Genomic DNA, 21,135 nt, shown 5'->3' on the forward strand with positions numbered 1-21,135 from the left:
AGACCATACTGATACGACGGCAAAGCGGCCATCTCCGCGCCGGCGAGATCTGTCAGCCCCAGTTACCGATCAGCCAAGTCACTCACATTCGGCAAGATCGCTGCGACGCAACATTGAAATACCATGGACTTCTCGATTTTGTATACATATACAAAATTCATGAGCATCAGCCCGATCGCCGCCAGGCCCTATCTGAGAGACGAAGTCTATACGGCCCTGAAAGTTCGGCTGGGGGTGCGTGCGGCCGGCCTCACGGCCCCCTTGCGACTTCGAGAAGAGGAGCTTGCGGCAGAGCTCGGGGTCAGCCGGACGCCCGTACGTGAGGCCATGCGCAGGCTCGAGCAGGAAGGGCTGATCACGTTTCGCCCGCGCCGCGGCGCACGGCTGATGCCGACATCGCTGCCGGAATATCTCGAATGGCTGTCGATCCGAGAAATGCTGGAAGGTCTGGCAGCGCGCGAAGTCGCCCTCAACGGTGCGAATGATGTCGCGCCCCGCCTGCGGGCCGTGTTCGCCGATTTCGATGAAGCCGGCGCGCTGGCACGCCCCACCGAATATGCCGCTGCCAACACTGCCTTTCATGCGCTGATGATCAAAGAGAGCGGCAACGCCCTGCTCGGCAAAACATGGGACTCATTCGGCCATCTGAAAATGGCGGGACTGCGCTTTATCGAGCGTCTCAATCGCGGCTCGCAATCGTTTCATGAGCACCACGACATCATCGACGCGATCGCACAGCGCGATCCCGACCGCGCGGAAACACTCGCGCGACGGCATGTCCGTTTGCTGCGCGACCAGGCAGCGGCGTCATTGAAAGAATTCGACCTCCCCGGACAGAATGAGACCACACCATGATCTTCCTCACTTTTGCAGCCGCAGACGGATCGCATCTCGGCCTCTTGACCGATGACAACGTTCTCGATCTGACGAAGGCGTGGCCGGATGGCCAGGCCTCCGCGCCGCGCCATGTCGGCGATCTCGCCGAAGCCGGCGAAGCGGGGCTCGCCATCGTGCGTGGTCTCGCATCCACCGCGAATGCCGCGAACCTTGTTGCACTCGCATCTCTGACGCTGATGGCACCGATCCCGCGGCCGAAGAAGAACGTTTTCTGTGTTGGCCGCAATTACAAGGATCATATCGACGAAGGCATGCGCGCGCAGGGCAAGGCGCCCGCCCCGTTGCCAAGCGTGCCGGAATTCTTCACCAAACCGCCGACCGCCGTGATCGCTTCAGGTGAGACGATTCCGCAGCATGCCAATGTCACCGAACAGCTCGATTACGAAGTCGAGCTCGCCGTCATCATCGGCAAGCCGGGCAGCAATATTTCCGCGCAGAACGCCTTCGATCATGTGTTCGGCTATTCGATCATCAACGATATCACCGGCCGCGACATGCAACGCCGTTACGGCCAGTGGTTCAAAGGCAAAGGCCTCGATCGCTCCTGCCCATTCGGGCCGGTTGTGGTCCATGCGTCCGCGCTGCCGAATGTTGCCGACATCAGGATCTTCAGCACGGTCAATGGCGAGGTCCGCCAGGACAGCCGCACCAGCCGCATGATCTTCGATATCCCAGCCATCATCGAACATCTGACGCGTGGCCTCACGCTGGAGCCTGGAGACGTGATCGCCACCGGAACTCCGTCCGGGGTCGGCTATGCGATGACGCCGCCGCGCTTCCTGCTCAAGGGGGATCGCGTCACAGCCGAGATCGAAGGCATCGGCATCCTGTCCAACAGCATCGTGGCCTGACACGGCACCGCACGCGCCAAAAACAAGGACAACAACATGAGTGATTCCCGGACATTCCGCGTGCAGCGTGCAACATCGGACTTTCGCTGGCCGAATGGCGCACGCATCGGCATCGTCTTCAATCTGGCCTATGAGGCCTGGTCGCCCGGCAAGGCACCGGGCATCGGGCCGATGGGCAACGTGTTGCAGCCCGGCTTTTTCGATACCAACGCGCATTCCTGGGCAAGCTACGGCGCCGTACGCGGCATCCAGCGCCTCACGCGCATCGCTGCCGCAAACGATGTGAAGACCAGCATCATGGTCAACGGCGTGCTGGCCGAAACCCACCCGACCGTGCTGAAGGAGCTTCATGCCGCCGGTCACGAGATCGTGGCGCATTCCTATGGCATGGATGTCATCCCGGTCTATTTCGACGAGGCCGGTGAGCGCGCCAATATCCGCCGCACCGGTGACCTCATCGCCGCCGTCACCGGCGAACGTCCGAAAGGATGGATCAGCCCACGTGGCACCGGAAGCCTGATTTCGCCAAAGCTGCTCGCTGAGGAAGGCTATGTCTGGTTCGGCGACTGCAATGACGACGACCTGCCCTCGATTATCACGCAGAAAGATGCGCCGGAACAACGCATCGTCGGCATTCCGCTGACGATGGACGTGAACGATCTGCCGCACAGCATCCGCTACGGCAATGCGCCGGCGACGCTGATCGACCAGTTCCGCGCCATCCTCGACAATGCAAGCCAAGCCGACGCGGCACCGTTCATGCTCGATGTCACCGCGCATACCCATGTGTTCGGTCGGCCGGCAGGCGCGTGGGTTTACGACGCCATGATCAAGCTGGCGCGCAAGCGCGACGATATCTGGATCGGCACGCGTATGGAGATTGCCGAATACGCGCTGGCGCAGGGCCGGTGGTTCAAGGACGAGGTGTTCTGAACCACACCCGTTGAGGAGGCGCAAAAGCCTCCCGAAAAAACATCGAGGAGGAATCTCATGACGCACTTCTTCAAGCGCGCATCCAGCGCGGTCGTGATCACCGCTGCGCTGCTGACGGCGATCGGTCCCGCCGTCGCCCAGCAGCCCTACCCGGCGCAGCCGGTGCGCCTGCTCGTCGCTTTCGCGCCGGGCGGCCCCGCCGATATCATTGCGCGCATTGTCGGACAGAAACTGAACGACCTGTGGCGCGAACCCGTCGTTATCGAGAATCGCGGTGGTGCCGGTGGCAATATCGCGGCTGCCGCGGCTGCAAGGGCCGAAGCCAACGGCTATACCGTGCTGGTGACGACAAGCGCATTCGCCGTCAATCCGAGCCTGTCGGCAAAGGCCGGCTATTCGCCGGACGAATTCAAGACCGTGGTGGTCGCGGCGACCACGCCCAATCTGATCGTCGGCGCGCCTAGTCTCACAGCATCGACCCTGCGCGAGGTGATCGCCTCTGCCGCCAAGGAAAACTTCACCTATGGCACTGCCGGTGTCGGCACTACGCCGCATCTGTCGGCCGAAAAAATATTTAAGCTCAACGCCAAGGCCAATATCGTGCATGCGCCGTTCACGGGTGCAGGTCCCGCGCTAAATGCGGTGATGGGCGGTCACACGCCTCTGGCCAGCGTCGCCTTGCCCGCGGCGATGGAGCTCGTGAAGGGCAAACAGGTCAAGGCGCTGGCCGTGACAAGCCGCGAGCGCATGCCATCGCTTCCGGATGTCCCGACCGCGCGCGAGCTCGGACTGAGTGACGACGAGGATGCAACCTGGGTGGCATTCCTGGTGCCGGCCAGGACGCCGCAGCCCGTCATCGACAAGCTCAACGCCGACGTGAACAAGACGCTTGCAGATGCAAGTGTTCGCGAACAATTCGACCGCATCGGCTTCGCGGCCGTTGGTGGTTCGGTGACCGACTCTCAGACCTATGTGCGCGGAGAGATCACCAAATGGGGCGATATCATCCGCAAGCTCGAGCTGAAGCAGGAATAGCGATCTTGGCGTAGCGCCCGACGCCTACGGATCCAGTTCCGTATCCCAGTAGAGATAGTCCAGCCAGCTGCCGTGCAGATAGTTCGGCGGAAACAGCCGGCCGTTGCGATGCAGCTGGTGCACCGTCGGTGCGAACGCCGTCTGGCGCGGGAACATGCGCGCCTGCTGCGTGGTCATGTTGCCCTTGCGCAAATTACAAGGCGAACAGGCCGCAACAACGTTCTCCCAGGTGGTCTGGCCGCCCTTGGAGCGTGGGATGATATGATCGAAGGTCAGGTCGTCATGCGAGCCGCAATACTGGCAGGAGAAGCGGTCGCGCAGGAAGACGTTGAACCGGGTGAAGGCGGGATGCGTCGTCGGCTTCACGAACGACTTCAGCGACACCACGCTGGGCAGCTGAAATTCGAACGAAGGACTCCGCACCGCGTGATCGTAGTGCTCTACGATATTCACACGGTCGAGAAACACTGCCTTGATCGCGTCTTGCCACGACCACAGCGACAGTGGGTAGTAACTCAGCGGCCGGAAGTCCGCATTGAGGACCAGAACCGGCCAACCGCCTTGCGAGACATGTGCGTTCAAGTAACGCTCCTGACCCCCACATATGGCTGCGAAGCAACCTGTCTCCACATACTACAGGCAGCGTGACAGGGTTGTGAAGGGCATAGGGCAGACCTTATCCCCTCACAAAAGCGCCGCGTTGGGTCGCTTTTCTGGGAACTGCGGGTGGTCTGTCGCAGCGCCTGCCGCTAAACCCCGTGGCGCGCGCCCGGTTCGCGGCCGCAAATACCGGACGCTGCCCGATGGTCCCATCCTCCCGCTATCTCGAGGCCCCGCAACGGCTGCGCGCCTTTGTCCGTGCGCATGAAACCAGCCTTGCGATTCTGGCAGCGCTGATCGGCGTGATCGGGGGTCTCGTAGTGGCCGCCATGAGCGCTGCGGTCAGCGTTCTTCACGCGGTGTTGTTCAATCTGGAATGGGGGCAGCGACTCTCCAGCCAGTTCTGGATCGATCCGGTGCGCGCGATTCTGGTTCCCACCTTTGGCGGGCTGCTGCTGGGCGTCGCCTTCCTGTGGCTTTCGCGCTGGCGACCGGCCCGCGAGGTCGACCCGATCGAGGCCAACGCGCTCCATGGGGGGCGGATGTCGTTCCGCGGCAGCATCATCGTCGCGCTGCAAACCGTGTGGTCCAGCGGCGTCGGAGCCTCGGTCGGCCTCGAGGCCGGCTACACCCAGCTCGCCAGCGGGCTCGGTGCCTCTATCGGGCGCGCCTTCCACCTGCGTCGCGGCGACCAGCGCGTGATGGTCGGCTGCGGTGCGGCGGCCGCGATCGCCGGCGCATTCGGTGCGCCGCTGGCCGGCGCGTTCTATGCCTTCGAACTGGTGATCGGCGGCTACACATCGGCGAGTCTGATGCCGGTCGGCGTTGCCGCGGTGACCGGCTATTTCGTAGCCCATGCCTTCGATCCGCTGTCGCTTGGCGTCGTTGCCGGCCGGTTCGGCGACGTGCTCGGGCATGACCTCGCGGTGGCGGCCTTGCTCGGCGTCTTCGCCGCAACCTTCGGCATCGGCATCATGCGTGTCGTCGCCTGGACCGAAGCGCTGCTCACCAAAATCAAATTGTGGCCGCCGCTGCGTCCGGCGCTGGGCGGGCTGCTGGTCGGATTGATGGCGCTGCTGACGCCGCAAGTCATGGCATCCGGACACGGCGCGCTGCATTTCGGCGGCATGACGGCCTATCCTGTCGCATTGGTGGCCTTCGTGATGGCGCTGAAAACGCTCGCCTCGATCATCTCGCTCGGGACAGGTTTTCGTGGAGGTCTGTTTTTTGCCACGCTGTTTCTCGGCGCGCTCGGCGGCCATCTGTTCGCGGTCGGCTTCAATGCGATCGGCGCCGGCTTCACCATCGATCCCGCCGTCTACACCATCATCGGCATGAGCGCGCTGTCGGCCTCCGTAATCGGCGGCCCGCTCACCATGTCCTTCATCGCGCTCGAATCCACCGGCAATCTCTGGCTCACCACTGCGGTGCTGGTCGCCGTCATCATCTCCACCCAGATGACGCGCGAACTGTTCGGCTACTCTTTCGCCACATGGCGCCTGCATCTGCGCGGCGAGACCATCCGCAGCGCCGCAGACGTGGGCTGGATCCGCGATCTCACCGTCAAGCGCTTGCTCCGCCCGGACGTGCCGACTGTCGACTCCACCATGCCGCTCGACGAATTTCGCGAGAAGTTCCCGCTCGGCTCGAAGACCCAGGTCGTCGCCGTCGATCCCGAAGGCCGCTATGTCGGCCTCGCCATCGTCGCTGAAGCGCATTCGCCTGACGTGACAGCCTTTCGGCTCGACAGCCTGCTGCATTGTCGCGACGTCGTCCTGCATCCGGACATGAACATCCGCGACGCCATGGTGGTATTCGAGGGCGCCGAAGCGGAATCGCTGGCGGTGGTCGAGGCCGAAAGCCACCGCGTGCTCGGCACGCTCTCGGAAGCCCACGCGACACGGCGCTACGCCGAAGAGTCCGAGCAGCGCCGCCGCGAAGCCCTCGGCGAGATGTGATGGTCCGCCGTTAGCCGCCCGCGAGCGACAGCATATGCCCCTGATCGGGCGGCACCCGGCCGGCCAGTGTATCGCGATAGATATTCTCGACGGCGACAGGGCCACGGCTCTCGGCAACCGTGAGCGACTGTTCCAGCAGCGGCAGGAATCCCGACCACGCCGCGTTGAAGCGGGTATCAATGCCGCCCGGTCCCCATTCTTTGGCGCGCTTGCGAATCTGGTCCGGCGCGAAGAACCATGAGGGCTTGGCGCCGGGAAGCTCCTCATCCACCGCTGCATCCTGATGGGTGAGCCCGACGCGCCCGCTATAAACGAGTTTGTCCTTGAGGTGCCGATGCAGCCGGCCGCGCAGGTCGGCATTCCCGGCCATATCGACGAAGGCCACCGGCTGATCGGCGGGCAGCGTATCGATATGATCGTAGAGCACAACATCGTCGTAGCAGCCGAGCGACCGCACGAAATCGGCATTGCCCGTTGATGTGAGTCCGATCACACGAACCGGCTTGCGCTTGCTGTGCAGCAGATGCGCGAGACCGAAGGCTGTCTTGCTGGAGGCACTGGAGAGAATGACAGTGCGTGCACCGAAGAATTCCTCCTCGGCGAGAAAATCATCGACCAGGAACGAGAGCATGAAGAGCGGCCGCAGCAACGCCTGATAGTCGCCATTGCGCCCGGCAAAGGCCGGATCGTCCGTCACCCGCGCATAGGCATTGTAGACCGGCGCCACGCCCTGCCGATGCGCCGCGCCGTCGCGCAGGCCGCGCTTGCTGACATCCGCGGCCTCGATCACCAGATGCGAGGCCATCGGAAAATAACCGAACAGCCGCTCGCCTTCGGCGATCTGCGGGTGCATCGACGCGATCACCCTGCCAAAACCCCAGACCGGAATATTGCCGAAGCCATCAGGCGCCTTGAATAACTGCCAGTATTTCATCCGATCACCCAGCATCGCATAAGTGACGTTGTTCGCGGTGAAAGCGAAGCGTTCGACCTCGACCAGAAGGCAATCATCGGACAGCTCGTCCAGTCGCGGCAGCGACATCTGCACCAGCACGGTGTTCTGAAAATTATTCTTGGCTATGTTGAATTGCGTATACGCGTTCATGATCGAACTCCGCTGCGTTTTCCCTGCAGCGATCATTCCTTTCACCAATGTCTGTTTTGCGACAGCGGGGTTGTTTAAAACAACGTCCGTTTCAAACGCTGTTCGACTACACCGTGGGAACCGTGCCGCCGTCGATCACGAATTCTGCACCGGTGATTGATGCCGCGCGCGGCGATGCCAGAAATGCCACGAGGTCCCCGACTTCGTGCGGCCTAGCCGGACGTCCGAGCGGAATACCGCCGAGCGAATCCATCAGCATTCTCTGCGCGCCCTCATAATCGATGCTGTTCTCGTCGGCGATCGTCCGCACCAGCCCGACGGCGGCCTCGGTTTCCACCCAGCCCGGCGAGACGCGCACCACGCGGATGCCTTTCGGGCTAACTTCCTTTGATAGCGCCTTGCTGTAGTTTCCAAGTGCCGCTTTCGCTGCCGCGTAGGCCATCGTGGCATCGTGCAGCGGCAACACACGCTGGATCGAAGTGACATGAATGATCACGCTGGATTTCTGCTCCAGCATCGACGGCAACAGAGCGCGATCCAATCGGACGGCAGCATAGAGATTCAGGTCCATTGCGCGCTGCCAAGCAGCGTCATCGAGCTTTGCGAAACCGCCCGCAGACGCGGACGACCCGCCAACAACGTGGACAATGATATCGATGCCGCCGAGGCGCTTCAGGACCGCGTCGGCGAGCGCCGTGCACCCGTCGGCGGTGGCAACGTCAGCAACGACGAAGCCGGCATGGTCTGGCATGCCAGCCGGCCTGTTGCGCGCTGTCGTGAGCACCACTGCACCCTGTGCCAGCAGGCACGCGACGACGGCAGCACCAATACCTTTGGTCCCACCGGTCACGAGCGCCCGCTTGCCAGCGAGTTCGCCGCCCGCCTGATGATTTGTCATCGTCCAGTTCCTCATTTTCACATCCGCACAGCGCGGCGCATTGTCTGCGAGGGAAATGCGGATATGTTTGCCGAATGACAAGAACGCACGAGAAAGTGGGGGGCTTACCTCCAGGTAAGGAACCGTGGACTGCGACGACCGCATCGGACGGGATCGAGCAGTCGCTGAAGATGATCGGCGGACGCTGGAAGCTGGAAATCCTGTTTCGTCTGTTCGGCGCCGAATTTTGCGCTTCTCCGAACTCGAACGCGCAATCCCTGCGGCCTCGCAGAAGATGCTCGCGCAGCAATTGCGGCAGCTCGAGGCCGACGGCATCGTTCGACGCGTCGTGCATGCACAGGTGCCGCCGAAGGTTGAATATGCGCTAACGGATTGGGGCGAGTCTCTTTGCCCTTCGCTCGACGCACTGCTCACATGGCTCGTATGGAAGCCAGCGTCCGACGCCGCAGTATCTGCCATGGGGACATCCACCTCGCCTCCTGCCGAGGAATAGCCTGGCCCGCGCAGTCGATGCTGCGGCCCGCGACGTGTTCACTTCGCCGGTTTGCCGATCACGCCTTCGCGCTTCTTGATGGCGTGATAGTAAGCCCACCACAGATGCGCCGCCGCACCGCGCAGCGGACGCCATAGTTCTGCCAGCGGCGCCATCTGCTTCACGGTCGGACGCTCCTTGAGACCGAGCCCGACCTTGATTGATTCCTGAATGGCGACATCGCCCGCCGGCCATGCGTCGCCATGGCCGAGACAAAACAGCAGATAGACGTCGGCCGTCCACGGACCGATGCCATGCAATGCGACCAGCGTGTTATGCGCGGCGTCGGCGTCTTCCTCGGCGAGCACATCGAGATTCAACCGCTCCTCGACGAGTTCGCGCGCCAGCGCCTTCAACGTCTTGATCTTCGCCGCCGACAGGCCAAGCCGGCCCAGGCGATCGGTACGCGCCTTGCGGATGGCGTGATGATCGAATGGCGAGAAGGCGCCCGAGACGCGGCCCCAGATCGCTGAAGCCGACGCCACCGAGACCTGCTGCCCGCAGACGATCTGCGCAAGCCCTTCGAAGCCCGGCGCACGTTGCCGAAGTGCCGGCATCCCGGCCATGGCCAGGATCGGTTTCAGACGCGGGTCGAGCTTCACCAGCTCCATAACGGCGTCGTCGAGCACGGATTGATCGGTAAGATGGACGGTCATGATCCCCAAGGATCACCACGGCGTGACCGCAAGATCAATCCTGCCAATGAATGCGCTGCGGCAATAGCGCACCATGCAACCGGGAACCAAAGCCCCGGACGTCGCGTTGTTTGCGTTCAATGGAGGCTACCGCCATGCGGACGTTTTTTGGAATGATCCTGGGTGCGCTGATCCTGGGCATCGGCGTTTACATCTACGATTCGATGTCGACCTCGTCAGTGGCGAACGGCCAGACGGCGCAGGAGCGCCGGACGATCGTCAACTGGGATGTTGCTGCCAATGAGTGGGAAGCACTGAAGACGCGCACCAAGCAGGATTGGGCCAAGCTGACCTCGCAAGTGAAGTCGTAAGCACATCAGCAACGAGAAGACTGGTTCAGCCGATCAAAGATGCCCTCGCCGATGAGCGGGGGCATTTTTCTGCCTGAACCCGCTGAAGCTTACTTCTTCGCAGCCGCGGCTTTACGCGCATCGGCGATCGCAAGAACGAACTGTTCTTTGGTGATCGGGCCGGGAATCCGGAACTTGCCGACGATGAAGGACGGCGTGCCGTTAAAGCCGAAAGCCGTCGCCTGCTCATCGATCTGCTTCAGCTTGGCAACGATCGCATCCTGATTTTTCTGCAGATCGGCGACGGCGCGATCGACATCGATACCGGCCTTGGCGAGCCGATCACGCGCGATCGCCTCGGTCAGTTTGGTATCGAGGCTGATCAGGGCGTCTTGCGCCTCGATGAACTTGTTCTGGTATCTGGCAGCGAGCACGAGACGGGCCGCATAGACGGACACCGGCCCGAGGATCGGCCAGTCCTTCGACACCAGGCGAACCTTGCCGTCTTCCTTCACCAGGGCGCGCAGGTCGGGGGCGATCTTGCGGCAATAGGGGCATTGGTAGTCGAAATATTCGACGATGGTGATGTCGCCCTTCGGGTTACCTGCGGCCGGGATGTCCGGATCGCGGAGTACCGCGGCTTCGTTAAGGACGTCTTCGTCCTTGGCGGCACCAGATGCCGCGAGGACCTTGCCGGACGCGCCGAGCAGCATGGCGCCACCGAAAAGCCCGAGCGCAGCGCGCCGTGTCGTGGCGGTCTTCGAGGTCTCGCGGATTGCGGCGGTCATGATGTTCTCCGAAGACGCATCATGCGCCAGCGCTCAGGTGATGTAGATGTTGCGGGCCAACATATAGAGCGCCACGACGATAATGATAGACGCAAAAACGGTATTCAACGCGCCCCGCCGCAGCGACAGATGCCGCGCCAGGCTGGTTCCCAACAGTCCGCCGAGCAGACCACCCAGAATGAACACCAGCGCAAGTTTCCAGGAGATCAGCCCGGACCAGGCATAGCTCGATGCCGTGGTGAGACCGAATGCGGTGACCGCCACCAGCGATGACGAGATCGCACTCATGATCGACATGCCCGTGGCCGCCATCAGCGCCGGCACGATCAGAAAGCCGCCACCGATTCCGAAGAAGCCGGACAGCGCGCCGGTGACAAGACCCAGCGCAAGCAGCGAAGGCGTGTTCGACATGCTGATCTCGACGCGGTGCTCGCCGACTTGGGCGCGCGTCTTCAGCATCAGCACGGCGATCACCAGCATCAGGACCGCGAACAGCGCCAGCAAATTCTGCCCGTCCACCTGCTTGCCGAGAATCGAGCCTCCGAGCGCACCGGCGATTCCTGCAGCAGCAAACACCAGCGCGCAGGACCAGTGCACATTGCCGCCACGCGCATGATTGCCGAGATTGACCGCCGCATTGGCCGCAACCGCAATGGCGCTGGTGCCGATCGCGACATGCGGCTCAGGCACGCCGACAACATAGACCATCAGCGGCACAGCGAGGATCGAGCCGCCGCCACCGACCAGGCCGAGCGAGAAGCCGACCAGTGCGCCCGAAGCCAGGCCGAGCGCCCCTTGCATCACAGTCATCATGAACGGCTGATTCTCATCTTCTCATCTGAGCATGATCTTTCGAAAAAATCAGTGTCCACTTGTTCGGATCATGCGCGCAACGGTGTGACCATAATGACCTTTCCGGCCCGGCTCCATGCAGCCGGCATCACAAATCCGCCTGCCGGGAAAACGCTGTCGTGACCATCAGCGCACCAGCAGGGTGACGGCGAGCGGCACCAGTAGAGAGGTCACCAGCGCATTCAGGCTCATCGCAATGCCGGCGAAGACCCCGGCCACCGCATCGACCTGAAAGGCCCGCGCTGTGCCGATCCCATGCGACGCCAATCCGACGGCAAAGCCACGGGCGCGATAATCGGTGATGCCCATGCGGTTCATCATCGGGGTGACGATGATCGCGCCCATGATGCCGGTCAGCACCACCGCCACCGCGGTCAGCGATGCGTCAGCGCCGAGCGACTCGCTGATACCCATGGCGACGCCGGCGGTGACCGATTTCGGCGCCAGCGACAGCACCACATTTTGCGGCAGGCCGAAGGCCTTTGCCAGCAACACAACCGAGACGATCGCCGTGGCACAGCCGACCACCAGCGCGGCGAGCATCGGCACGATCGCTGCCGCCACGACCTTGCGATTCTCATAGAGTGGCACCGCGAGCGCCACGGTCGCCGGACCGAGCAGGAAGTGCACGAATTGCGCACCGCTGAAATAGGTCGTGTAGGACGTCCCGGTCAGCAGCAGGAACACGGCGATGATCCACATCGAGTGGAATACCGGATTGGCAAACGGATGCCGGCCGGTCGCCAGCGACAGCGCATCCGCCGTCGCATAGACCAGCAGCGTCACGGTCAACCACAGCAGCGGCTGCTGCGAAAGATAGACCCAGAGTGAGAACGGATTGGCGGTCATCACGCGCTTCGCCCGCGTGTCATGACCCGGCTGATGATGAGAAACGTCGCCACCGTCACCAGCAGCGTGATCACGACCGAGACCGCCAGAACGCCGACGATGGCGGTGCCATGCTCGGCCAGCAGATCGAGCTTCTGCACCACGCCGACACCGGCGGGAATGAACATCAACGACAGATGCGCGAGCAGGCCCTTCGCGGCATTCTCCACGCCGCCGCCCTGCAGCGGCCCCTGCGCGAACAGCATGGCGCGGTCACGCAGCAACAGCAGAACGAGCAGCAGCAACATGCCGAGCACCGGGCCGGGCACCGGCCATGCAAAAGCGCGCACAGCGATCTCGCCAGCGAGCTGGCACAGCAGGATCAGGGACAGACTGGCAATCATAGGGACTCCGCGGGTGACGGATCGTTATCGCCCGCGAAGCAAGTGATGTCGATCAACCCCAGCGCGCGGCTGATCCGATCAGGCGGCACCCTTCAGCTTCTTGGTGCATTCGCTGTAGTAGCCGCCGCCTTTTTCGATCCACTTCATGCCGCCATTGGCATTGGCGGCCTTGTTGGCATTGTACTGATCCACGCAGGTGTGCATCCGCGCTTTGCCAGCCGTCTCCTTGGCGTATTTCGGATCGACCACCGACGGGAAGGTGGCAGGGCCTGCCGGAGCCGCAGCTGTCGTGGCTGCCGGCTTGGGGGCTGCAGCAGGTTTGGGAGCCGCTGCGGGCTTGGCTTCGGCAGGTTTGGCTTCGGCAGCCTTCGGCGCCGCTGTTGCAGCAGGCGCAGCGGCGGGCGTCGTCGCAGCGGCATCGGTCCCGCATTCGGCTTTGCGGAAGTCATTCCATTTCTGGCCGTTCAGCGTGCCGGCGGTCTTGGCCGCCTGATATTTTGCACTGCATTCAGTTGCGGTGAGTGCATGGGCCGGACTGAAGGCAAGCAAAGCAAAACTGGATACTGCAATCGCGCAGGCGAATTTGACAGGCATTGTCATGGCATTCTCTCCCTTTGCTACACAAAGTAAAAGTAGACGAAGGCATCCTATCGCTACCGCTGCATGTGGCAACGACATCGCAGCTCCCCGCGAAAAATTATCGTGATCGCACCATCAGATATATTTCAACTCATTCACCTGCCGTTCAGCCCGGCGCGCCCACCCTGTCCTCCCTGTTCAATTCGAGGTGCTGCCATGATCCGATTCGCTTCCAGCCTAGCTACCGCTGCCGTCGCCTCCTTCCTCCTGGTCGGCGCGGCCACCGCTCAGACACCTGCGCCGGCGGCCACCAAGACTGCGCCCGCCAAGGCGGCCCCCGCCGAGAAGATGGCGCCTGCGGACAAGACAGCCGAGAAACCCCGCACCGCAGCGTCACTCGAATGTTCGAAACAGGCCGATGCCAAGGGCCTGCATGGCACCGAGCGCCGCAAATTCCGCTCGGATTGCAAGAAGACCGCCAAACCGAACTAAACTCTCGTCATGCGCCTGTCCCTCGCCCGGAAAGCGAGGGACAGGTAGACCACACTGCATTTGTCGACAGGTGCGGACTTTGCCATAAAGCGGGCTCCTTCAGCTTTCCGTGCAAATGGCCATCGCTCTTCCCAGCTCCCTTCAGATCCGCACCACCCTTGAGACCCTCGTCATCGGCACGACCGGCGGCGCGCTATTCTATTGGGCGGAATTGCCGGGCGGCCTGATCTCCGGCGCGATGATCGCGGTCGCCGCTTACGGCATCTTCGGCCGCCCGGTCGGCCTGCCGCAGCCGATGGCCCATGTCATCCTGATGACACTGGGCCTGTCGCTCGGCTCGATGGTGTCGCCGGAGATGGTGCACAATCTCAGCGCCTATCCGGTGACCATCGCTCTACTGGCGCTGGCCACGTTCTGCGCCACCTTCGGCAGCAGCATCTATCTGCAGCGCGTCCATGGCTGGGACCGCACCTCCGCGCTGCTGGCCGGCAGCCCCGGCGCGCTGTCGCAGATCATCATGCTGGCCACCGAGCGCAATGCCGACGTGCCGGGCATCGCCGTGGTGCAGATTTTTCGCGTCATCATCCTCACCGCCATGGTCCCCTTGCTGCTCGCCGCCACCGGCCTGATGGGCCACGGTCCGCTGCCGTCGCGCGGACCGGAAGCCTCGCCGCTCGCACTCGCCGAACTGGCTGCCGCGGCCGTTGCCGTCGCGCTGTTCATGCGCTGGATCAAGTTTCCGGCGAGCTGGATGTTCGGCGCGATGATGGCCTCGTCGGTCCTGCACGGCACCGGCTGGGTCCACGGCACGCTGCCGCAATGGGCCTATATCACGGCTCTCGTCGGCATCGGCAGCCTGATCGGCTCACGTTTCGGCAAGATCTCGCCGCGCACCATTCTCAGCCATGTCTGGGCGGCGCTCGGCTCATTCACGGTGGCCATCGCCATCTCGGCCGTGTTCGTGACGATCATCGCGCTCACCACGACTGTGAAGCTGAGCGATGTCGTCGTCGCCTTCGCGCCCGGCGCCATGGACGCCATGCTCGCACTGGCGCTGACACTGCATATCGATCCGGTATTCGTCGGCGCGCATCATCTGTCGCGCTTCATCTATGTCTCGATCGTCACGCCCGGAATCGTGCATCTGTTCGGCAAGGCGCAGGACGATATCGACGATTGATCTTCAGTCGTCGCGGACATCGATCGAAACAATGGAATTGATCTAACAAGTATGAGTGCCTTGCAGCGACGCAGATGCCTGCGTTGCAAGGTCTAGATATATTCTACCGCGCACCGTAGTGCGTCGCAGAACCAATCAAGTTAGACGCTCGATCAAGCTGGCGTGACCAGTATCATCGAGGCGTTGAAATGAAATTGAGAACAAGAAAATCGACGAAGCAGACTGCACTGCTTTGCACCGTCAGTGTGATGGCATTGGCAATCGAACTTCCGCGTGACGCATTCGCGCAGGCCAGCCTGCCGCCAGTCACGGTGGATGCTCCGCAGCCACAGCAGCGCGCACGCAGCACGACAGCAGCGAGATCTCAGACATCGGCACGCGCAACACGACGCACACGCACGACGACACCGCAGATTTCACCCGCGCCATCGGTTAATGAGCGCATCTATAGCGCCGACAACAACAGCTATGTCGCAGGTCAGGCCAGCTCGGCATCGAAGACGAATACGCCGCTGATCGACACGCCGCGCTCGGTGAGCGTCATCGACCGCAAGGAACTCGATGATCGCGGCGTCACCAGCATTCCGGAGGCGGTTCGTTATACAGCCGGCGTCACCACCGGCGGCTTCGGCTACGATCCGCGTTTCGATCAGATCTATGTCCGCGGCTTCTCGACGACGACGCTCGGCGACTTCCGCGACGGGCTGAAGCAGTTCGCCGCCGGCTTTACCACATTCCGGACCGAACCCTATCAGCTCAACAGCATCGAGGTGATCAAGGGCCCGGCTGCCGTGCTCTATGGGCAGTCCGTCCCCGGCGGCCTCGTCGATCGCCGATCCAAATTCCCGGTCGAGAATCAGGTCAACGAGATTTCACTGCAGGGCGGCACCTATGGCCGCATGCAAACGGCGTTCGACATCGGCGGCGCCAATTCCGACAAGTCGCTGCTGTATCGCCTGGTGGGCCTCGGCCGCGCCGGCGAGACCAATTACGACATCGCCGACGAACGGCTGATGCTGGCGCCATCGATCACCTGGCGACCGACCATCGACACCACGCTGACGGCCTATGCCATCCTGCAGAAGGACGAAACTGACGCCAGCGTCGCCATGCTCAATCGCGACGGCCAGCTGGTGAACGTCAACGGCGCGACCATCAAGCTGCGATCGAGCGATCCGAAATACGACTATCTGCGGCTGCAGCAGGCGCAGGTCGGCTACAAGCTCGAACATCGCTTTGATGATGTCTTCACGTTCCGCCAGCACACCCGGTTCGGCACGCTGCATGCGGAATCGCGCTATCTCAGCGGCAGCTTCGCGACGGCAACGTCAACCGTCTATGACCGCGGTGCCGTGGCCGTCGGCGACGACCAGACGAGCTGGCAAACCGACAATGCGCTGCAGGCCGACTTTGCCACCGGCCCGATCGCCCACCGCGCACTGTTCGGCGTGAATTACGATCACAATACCTGGGACTTCAAGCTCGGCCTGGGCGCCGTGAATCCCGGCTATGCGCTCAACATCCTCAATCCCGTCTACGGCATTGCCGGCCCAACCCCGGGCTATACGTCCGGTTCGCGTTCGACGCAGGAACAGGTCGGCGTCTATCTGCAGGACCAGATGCGACTCGGCAACTGGCACCTGTCGCTCAGCGGTCGTCAGGACTGGGCGGATCGCACGCAAATCAATTCCTATACGGGCGCCGTCACAGGTGCGCGCAACGACAACGCGTTCTCCTACAGCGCCGGCCTGCTCTATCACTTCGAGAACGGCATCGCACCCTATGTGAGCTACGCGACCTCGTTCCAGCCGGTCACGTCGCTCAGCATCGACGGCACCGTGCTGGCACCCTCCGAAGGCGAACAGATCGAGGGCGGCGTGAAGTATCAGCCACGGCCCGACGTGCTGCTCACGGCGTCGATCTACGACCTCAAGGAGAAGAACGCTGCCAAGCTCGCCGGCTTCGTCAACAGCATCGCCTATTACGCCTCGGTCGGCGAGATCCGCGTGCAGGGCTTCGAACTCGAGGCGCGCGCGCGACTCACACCGGAGCTCGAAACGGTGACGGCCTATACCTATTCCGATGCAGAGATCACCAAGAGCTCGATCGCGACCGAGCTCGGCAAGACCCCTGCGGTGACGCCGAAGCACACCGCGTCAAGCTGGATGAACTACACCTTCCTGAACGGTTCGCTTGAAGGCCTCGGTCTCGGTGCCGGTGTCCGCTATATCGACGCGACCTGGACGTCGAACGACAACACCTCACGCAACAACGGCTATACGCTGTTCGATCTGGCCGCGCGTTACGATTTCGCCAGGCTTGGACCGAAGTTTGCGGGCTATCAGGCCTCGATCAACGCCAACAACGTCGCCGACGAGCAGGTTGCGGTCTGCAATTCCGGCTACTGCTATTTGAGCCAGGGACGCACGGTGATCGGCACGCTGCGCTATCGCTGGTAGCGCTGCGCCAGCGGGCACGACCGGCGGCGGATCAGCGCCGTGCGGTCTTGCCGGCGCCCCACAGTGCGATCGCCGCCATCGCCAGCGAGATCAGCACATTGTAGCCGGCCAGCGACAGGCCTAGGAAACGCCACTGCACCTCGTCGCAGCGAATCACCTTCACGGTGTCGAGGCGCTCCAGCAGGCTGCCGGCCTTGCCGAGATCGACCACCGGACCCGAACAGTCCGTTGGACCCTGCCAGAATGTCCATTCGACGCCGGCGTGATAACCGCCGAGCACCGCATTGGCGAGCGCCGCCAGCGCCAGCACAACGAGGCCGGTCACAACCAGGCCGCGCGGCGCGTCCCTGGCGGCAGCAATCGCCACCAGCACCGCCAGCGGAATCGCGAGATAATAGGCATAGCGCTGTTCGAGGCAGAGCGGGCACGGCCGGATATCCAGCACCAGCTGGAAGAACCAGGCCCCCGCCAGCGTCGCCAATGCAATCAGACCGACCGCCAATGCAGCGACCAGCGCCGGGTTCGACGACGCAGGCGTGGAGGTGTGTGCGGTCTGGGCAGTCACGGTGCTCTCCGGAGTGGCTGCTGCGTCCTATCCCGGGCTCACCAGCCTGTCGAGGCAGCCCCGATCACACTGGAGTGTGCGCGGCGGCCAATCTGGCCAAACCGCAGGTTGACCCGCCCGGAGCGCCCGCTATATTCCGCCCGCTTCGCGCCCCCGGTCTCCGGCCGGCGTCCGAAGGCCCCTGTGGCGGAATTGGTAGACGCGCTCGACTCAAAATCGAGTTCCGCAAGGAGTGCTGGTTCGATTCCGGCCAGGGGCACCAACAGCTCATCAGCAATAATCCGTTGACGACGGGCTATATTTCCGAAAAGCGCGTTACCCGCAAATGACGACTGGAGGATTTGTCCTCACGCCGGCAGAGGTGCGGGCTCCGCTTTCGCCACCGGCATCGGCCTGAATGTCATTGCAATCAGGAAAGCGCCGAGCCCCATGATCCAGGAGCCGATATAGAGCCAAGCGTAGCTGGCGAACGCGTCGTAGATCAAACCTCCGGCGAGAGGTCCAGTCGCCATGCCAAGGCTGCCGGCCATGGCCGTTCCGCCGATCACCGTGCCCATCATCCGCAGCGGAAAGTTTTCGCGTGCGAGAACGGCGTAGAGCGGCATGGTGCCGGCGTAGATGAAGCCAAAGACCGCCGCCACGGTGTAGAACCCGCCGAGCTCACGCACGAAGACAAAACCGAGCGCCCCGAACGCCTGGGCGAGCAAGCCAAGGACCAGTACACGCTTGGCGCCAAAACGGTCGCCGAGCAGGCCGAAGGCGATACGGCCGCCCATCCCTGCCAGACCCTCGACGCTATAAATCGTGACCGCAGCGACAAGCGGTATGCCGCAGCTGATCGCGTAGCTCACAGTATGGATGATCGGCCCAGAATGCGTGGCACAGCAGAAGAAATTCGTCAGCAGCAGGATGATGAACTGTGGCGAGCGTAGCGCCTGCGCGCGCGACATCTCTGCCCGCGCCGGCTCGGCGGATGGAGCGGAAGGCGCGCACTCCAGCGCCGGCGCGCGGCGCACCAGCAGCGAGACTGGAATCATGATCGCGGCCACGACGAGGGCCACGATCTGCATCGAGGTGCGCCAATCGTGGTTCGAAACGAGCCAGGCCGCCAGCGGCGACATGGTCATGGGCGCCATGCCCATCCCCGCCGAAACCAGCGAGACGGCCAGGCTGCGATGCGTATCGAACCAGCCGGTGACCGTCGCCATCATCGGCGCAAAGATCGCGGCGGTGGCGCCGCCGACCATCAACCCGAAGACAAATTGAAATGCGACCAGAGATGTCGCGAGGCTCGCCAGCACCAGGCTTGACGCGAGGACGACCGACCCGGTCAACACCACCGGGAGTGGCCCCAATCGGTCGGACAAGGTGCCCCAGATCATGCTGGTGACAGCCATCGCGAGGAAGCCAATTGTCATGGCGCTGGATATACCGGTGACCGACCAGCCGGTATCCCGCGCGATCGGCTGCAGGAACACCGGCAACGAAAACATGCCGCCGATCGCGACGCAGCCCAGAAGGCCGCCCGCGGCGACGATTACCCAGCGATAGTGAGAATTGGTCATTCCTGGTCTCCACTTCAGCGGTCTTAGAGTGGAAGACGCACGGGACGGGCCGGAGCCGACAGGCCGACGGCCAACGCAGCTCACGTTTTTGCGAGCGCATACAGTTGTTCGTTGCCGCGATGACAGTGATCTTGCGGGCCAGTGGACCGATTCGGTTGATCGCTGACGAGAACATCTCTTGTCGATCGGCGGTTTATTAAGTCTAACAGGCTCAGACTGCCCCGAGGCGTCACTGGGGCTTCATGCGTGCGAGATCGAAATGCCCGGCCTGAGCAGACGAGCCATCCTGAGGGGAGGCGCGGCGTCGATGATGCTGCGCTCCAGTCCATTGGTCGCGCTGTCGCTTCCCGGCCCGTCCGATACCTTCACCGACAGCGTCGGCGTCAATGTGCATATCAGCAGCGAGCCATATGCGAGTCATTTCGACCGGTTTCACGATCTGCTTGCGGCATCAGGCATTCGCCATCTGCGCGACGAGTTGCGACCTAGCAACGATCTCGATCGCTGGCGCGCGCTGAACAAACGCTCGAACATCCTGTTCAATGTTGTGGTGTCGCCGGCGACCAACACCGTGCCGGAGATGATGACCTATCTCGCCGCATTGGGCATCGAGCGCGTCTCGGCGATGGAGGGCCAGAACGAGGGCAACAGCGACTGGTTTCTGTCGCTGCCGCTGGCGAAGCCGGGCTGGAGCAATGTCGTCGTGAACTATCAGCGCGAGGTGCACCATGCGCTGCGCGCGCGATATGCGGCGACGGAGTTGCCGCTGCTGTCGCCAAGCGTCATCAACTGGAAGCCCGCCGACGTCGCGCTGCTGCGCCCGGCCGCGCAGTTCAGCGATGCCGTCGCGATCCATTCCTATGTACAGAAGGCGCAAGAGCCGGAAACAACCAACGACTACGCCGCCGTGTCCTGGTATCTGCACAATATGCGCGACGCGTTCAAACCCGGCGCACCCGCACTGGCAACCGAATGCGGCTATTGCAATGTCGTGAAGCCCGGTACCTCCGGCGTCTCGGAAACGGCGGCGGCGCTCTATCTGCCACGGCTGCTGCTCAACAACTTCCGCCTCGGCATTCTCCGGACATTCCTCTACGAATTCTTCGATGGCGGTACCGATCCCAATGACGGAGAACATCATTGGGGCCTCGTCCGCAATGACGGCTCGCCGAAGCCTGGCTACCATGCGATCCGGAATCTCCTGTCCGCACTGAAAGGCGCACGCCGCGCCAACAACGATCCGCCGCTACGCGTGGCATCCACGGCACCGGACCTGCGGCATATCGCGTTTCAGGATGCGCAGGGACAACCGCTGCTTGCGGTATGGCGCGCGGTGCGCTGCTGGAATGTGGAGAAGGCTGAAGACATCCCGGTGCCCACGGAGCCGCTCGACATCGCCGTCGATGGCCCTGCCGCTTCGCTCTCCTTCAACCGTCCGAATGACGATGCCGAGTGGCGCCGCGTGCCGGTGACCGACGGGCACACGACGATCCCGCTGGACGGGCGCGTGGCGATCATCCGGCGTTCCAGCTGAGCTGGTATGAGTTGCTGTGGCTTGAACCACCCCGCCGCGCTTTGTATCCTGAAACTGCGTACGAACTGACGGTGAGCAGCAAAGTCTTTCAGACA

General features: G+C 62.8%; 21 protein-coding genes, 1 tRNA gene and 1 pseudogene. 12 read left to right on the forward strand and 11 right to left on the reverse strand.

The features are described 5' to 3' along the window. The first annotated feature begins 159 nt into the window (after positions 1 to 159). Genes AB7813_RS17010 through AB7813_RS17025 form a run of 4 tightly spaced genes read left to right on the forward strand, consistent with a single transcriptional unit; the run spans position 160 to position 3,716 of the window. On the forward strand, positions 160 to 855 hold the full coding sequence (locus tag AB7813_RS17010; RefSeq protein WP_439065127.1) for a GntR family transcriptional regulator: 696 nt from the start codon (positions 160 to 162) through the stop codon (positions 853 to 855). After that, positions 852 to 1,748 (forward strand): fumarylacetoacetate hydrolase family protein, encoded by an 897-nt coding sequence (locus AB7813_RS17015; protein WP_309942758.1) that lies wholly within the window; start codon positions 852 to 854, stop codon positions 1,746 to 1,748. Before AB7813_RS17010 ends, AB7813_RS17015 begins: the two co-directional genes overlap by 4 nt. A gap of 36 nt (positions 1,749 to 1,784) precedes the next feature. Continuing rightward, positions 1,785 to 2,681 carry a polysaccharide deacetylase family protein gene (locus tag AB7813_RS17020; protein WP_441228244.1) on the forward strand — a complete coding sequence of 299 codons (897 nt, stop codon included), beginning with the start codon at positions 1,785 to 1,787 and terminating at the stop codon, positions 2,679 to 2,681. Between the two features lie 57 nt (positions 2,682 to 2,738). Beyond that, positions 2,739 to 3,716 (forward strand): tripartite tricarboxylate transporter substrate-binding protein, encoded by a 978-nt coding sequence (locus AB7813_RS17025; RefSeq protein ID WP_439083960.1) that lies wholly within the window; start codon positions 2,739 to 2,741, stop codon positions 3,714 to 3,716. A 24-nt stretch (positions 3,717 to 3,740) separates the two neighbouring features. On the opposite strand, the gene AB7813_RS17030 is transcribed toward AB7813_RS17025, so the two are convergent. Then, positions 3,741 to 4,298, reverse strand: a complete 558-nt coding sequence (locus AB7813_RS17030) for an HNH endonuclease (protein ID WP_089267641.1) — start codon at positions 4,296 to 4,298, stop codon at positions 3,741 to 3,743. 221 nt (positions 4,299 to 4,519) lie between these two features. On the opposite strand from AB7813_RS17030, the gene AB7813_RS17035 reads away from it, so the two are divergent. Then, on the forward strand, positions 4,520 to 6,274 hold the full coding sequence (locus AB7813_RS17035) for a chloride channel protein (protein ID WP_439083959.1): 1,755 nt from the start codon (positions 4,520 to 4,522) through the stop codon (positions 6,272 to 6,274). Between the two features lie 10 nt (positions 6,275 to 6,284). Here the strand turns inward: AB7813_RS17035 and AB7813_RS17040 are convergent, their stop codons facing one another. After that, complete coding sequence (locus AB7813_RS17040; protein WP_439083958.1) at positions 6,285 to 7,379, reverse strand: DUF2855 family protein; 1,095 nt, start codon at positions 7,377 to 7,379, stop codon at positions 6,285 to 6,287. Positions 7,380 to 7,485: 106 nt separating this feature from the next. Continuing rightward, a complete protein-coding gene (locus AB7813_RS17045) occupies positions 7,486 to 8,277 on the reverse strand; it encodes an SDR family oxidoreductase (protein ID WP_439083957.1) in 792 nt (263 codons plus the stop codon). A 74-nt stretch (positions 8,278 to 8,351) separates the two neighbouring features. Between AB7813_RS17045 and AB7813_RS17050 the strand changes: the two are divergent. Further along, positions 8,352 to 8,770: pseudogene (locus AB7813_RS17050) on the forward strand (winged helix-turn-helix transcriptional regulator). Between the two features lie 38 nt (positions 8,771 to 8,808). Here the strand turns inward: AB7813_RS17050 and AB7813_RS17055 are convergent. Continuing rightward, positions 8,809 to 9,465 carry a DNA-3-methyladenine glycosylase family protein gene (locus AB7813_RS17055; protein ID WP_439083956.1) on the reverse strand — a complete coding sequence of 219 codons (657 nt, stop codon included), beginning with the start codon at positions 9,463 to 9,465 and terminating at the stop codon, positions 8,809 to 8,811. A gap of 134 nt (positions 9,466 to 9,599) precedes the next feature. Between AB7813_RS17055 and AB7813_RS17060 the strand changes: the two genes are divergently transcribed. Continuing rightward, on the forward strand, positions 9,600 to 9,815 hold the full coding sequence (locus tag AB7813_RS17060) for a hypothetical protein (protein ID WP_068730379.1): 216 nt from the start codon (positions 9,600 to 9,602) through the stop codon (positions 9,813 to 9,815). A gap of 89 nt (positions 9,816 to 9,904) precedes the next feature. Here AB7813_RS17060 and AB7813_RS17065 read toward each other — a convergent pair whose 3' ends face one another. From AB7813_RS17065 to AB7813_RS17085, 5 genes are all read right to left on the reverse strand, one after another. Beyond that, positions 9,905 to 10,582: a DsbA family protein gene (locus AB7813_RS17065; RefSeq protein ID WP_093757425.1), complete on the reverse strand. Its 678-nt coding sequence runs from the start codon at positions 10,580 to 10,582 to the stop codon at positions 9,905 to 9,907. Positions 10,583 to 10,615: 33 nt separating this feature from the next. Then, the gene (locus AB7813_RS17070) at positions 10,616 to 11,395 is read right to left on the reverse strand and encodes a sulfite exporter TauE/SafE family protein (RefSeq protein ID WP_068729255.1); all 780 of its coding nucleotides are present in this window, start codon (positions 11,393 to 11,395) and stop codon (positions 10,616 to 10,618) included. A gap of 165 nt (positions 11,396 to 11,560) precedes the next feature. Beyond that, the gene (locus AB7813_RS17075) at positions 11,561 to 12,283 is read right to left on the reverse strand and encodes an LrgB family protein (protein ID WP_231079029.1); all 723 of its coding nucleotides are present in this window, start codon (positions 12,281 to 12,283) and stop codon (positions 11,561 to 11,563) included. After that, entirely contained in the window at positions 12,283 to 12,666 is a 384-nt protein-coding gene (locus AB7813_RS17080) for a CidA/LrgA family protein (RefSeq protein WP_231079028.1), read from the reverse strand. The genes AB7813_RS17075 and AB7813_RS17080 overlap by 1 nt, the downstream gene beginning before the upstream one ends. 78 nt (positions 12,667 to 12,744) lie before the next feature. Further along, positions 12,745 to 13,266: a hypothetical protein gene (locus AB7813_RS17085; protein ID WP_231079026.1), complete on the reverse strand. Its 522-nt coding sequence runs from the start codon at positions 13,264 to 13,266 to the stop codon at positions 12,745 to 12,747. Positions 13,267 to 13,461: 195 nt separating this feature from the next. Between AB7813_RS17085 and AB7813_RS17090 the strand changes: the two genes are divergently transcribed. From AB7813_RS17090 to AB7813_RS17100, 3 genes are all read left to right on the forward strand, one after another. Beyond that, positions 13,462 to 13,737: a PsiF family protein gene (locus tag AB7813_RS17090; RefSeq protein ID WP_439065131.1), complete on the forward strand. Its 276-nt coding sequence runs from the start codon at positions 13,462 to 13,464 to the stop codon at positions 13,735 to 13,737. Positions 13,738 to 13,852: 115 nt separating this feature from the next. Then, on the forward strand, positions 13,853 to 14,917 hold the full coding sequence (locus AB7813_RS17095) for an AbrB family transcriptional regulator (protein ID WP_093757429.1): 1,065 nt from the start codon (positions 13,853 to 13,855) through the stop codon (positions 14,915 to 14,917). 188 nt (positions 14,918 to 15,105) lie between these two features. Then, positions 15,106 to 17,376: a TonB-dependent siderophore receptor gene (locus AB7813_RS17100; protein ID WP_439065132.1), complete on the forward strand. Its 2,271-nt coding sequence runs from the start codon at positions 15,106 to 15,108 to the stop codon at positions 17,374 to 17,376. A 31-nt stretch (positions 17,377 to 17,407) separates the two neighbouring features. On the opposite strand, the gene AB7813_RS17105 is transcribed toward AB7813_RS17100, so the two are convergent. Next, positions 17,408 to 17,941: a disulfide bond formation protein B gene (locus tag AB7813_RS17105; protein WP_439065133.1), complete on the reverse strand. Its 534-nt coding sequence runs from the start codon at positions 17,939 to 17,941 to the stop codon at positions 17,408 to 17,410. 177 nt (positions 17,942 to 18,118) lie between these two features. Here AB7813_RS17105 and AB7813_RS17110 point away from each other — a divergent pair. Next, positions 18,119 to 18,203: transfer RNA gene (locus AB7813_RS17110), tRNA-Leu, on the forward strand. A gap of 85 nt (positions 18,204 to 18,288) precedes the next feature. Here the strand turns inward: AB7813_RS17110 and AB7813_RS17115 are convergent. After that, positions 18,289 to 19,506 carry an MFS transporter gene (locus tag AB7813_RS17115; protein ID WP_175366019.1) on the reverse strand — a complete coding sequence of 406 codons (1,218 nt, stop codon included), beginning with the start codon at positions 19,504 to 19,506 and terminating at the stop codon, positions 18,289 to 18,291. A gap of 307 nt (positions 19,507 to 19,813) precedes the next feature. Here AB7813_RS17115 and AB7813_RS17120 point away from each other — a divergent pair, with 307 nt between their 5' ends. Next, on the forward strand, positions 19,814 to 21,040 hold the full coding sequence (locus tag AB7813_RS17120; protein WP_441228245.1) for a hypothetical protein: 1,227 nt from the start codon (positions 19,814 to 19,816) through the stop codon (positions 21,038 to 21,040). Positions 21,041 to 21,135 lie beyond the last annotated feature (95 nt).

It is taken from the genome of Tardiphaga sp. 20_F10_N6_6 (genome assembly GCF_052076045.1).
Classification (GTDB): Bacteria; Pseudomonadota; Alphaproteobacteria; order Rhizobiales; family Xanthobacteraceae; genus Tardiphaga; species Tardiphaga robiniae.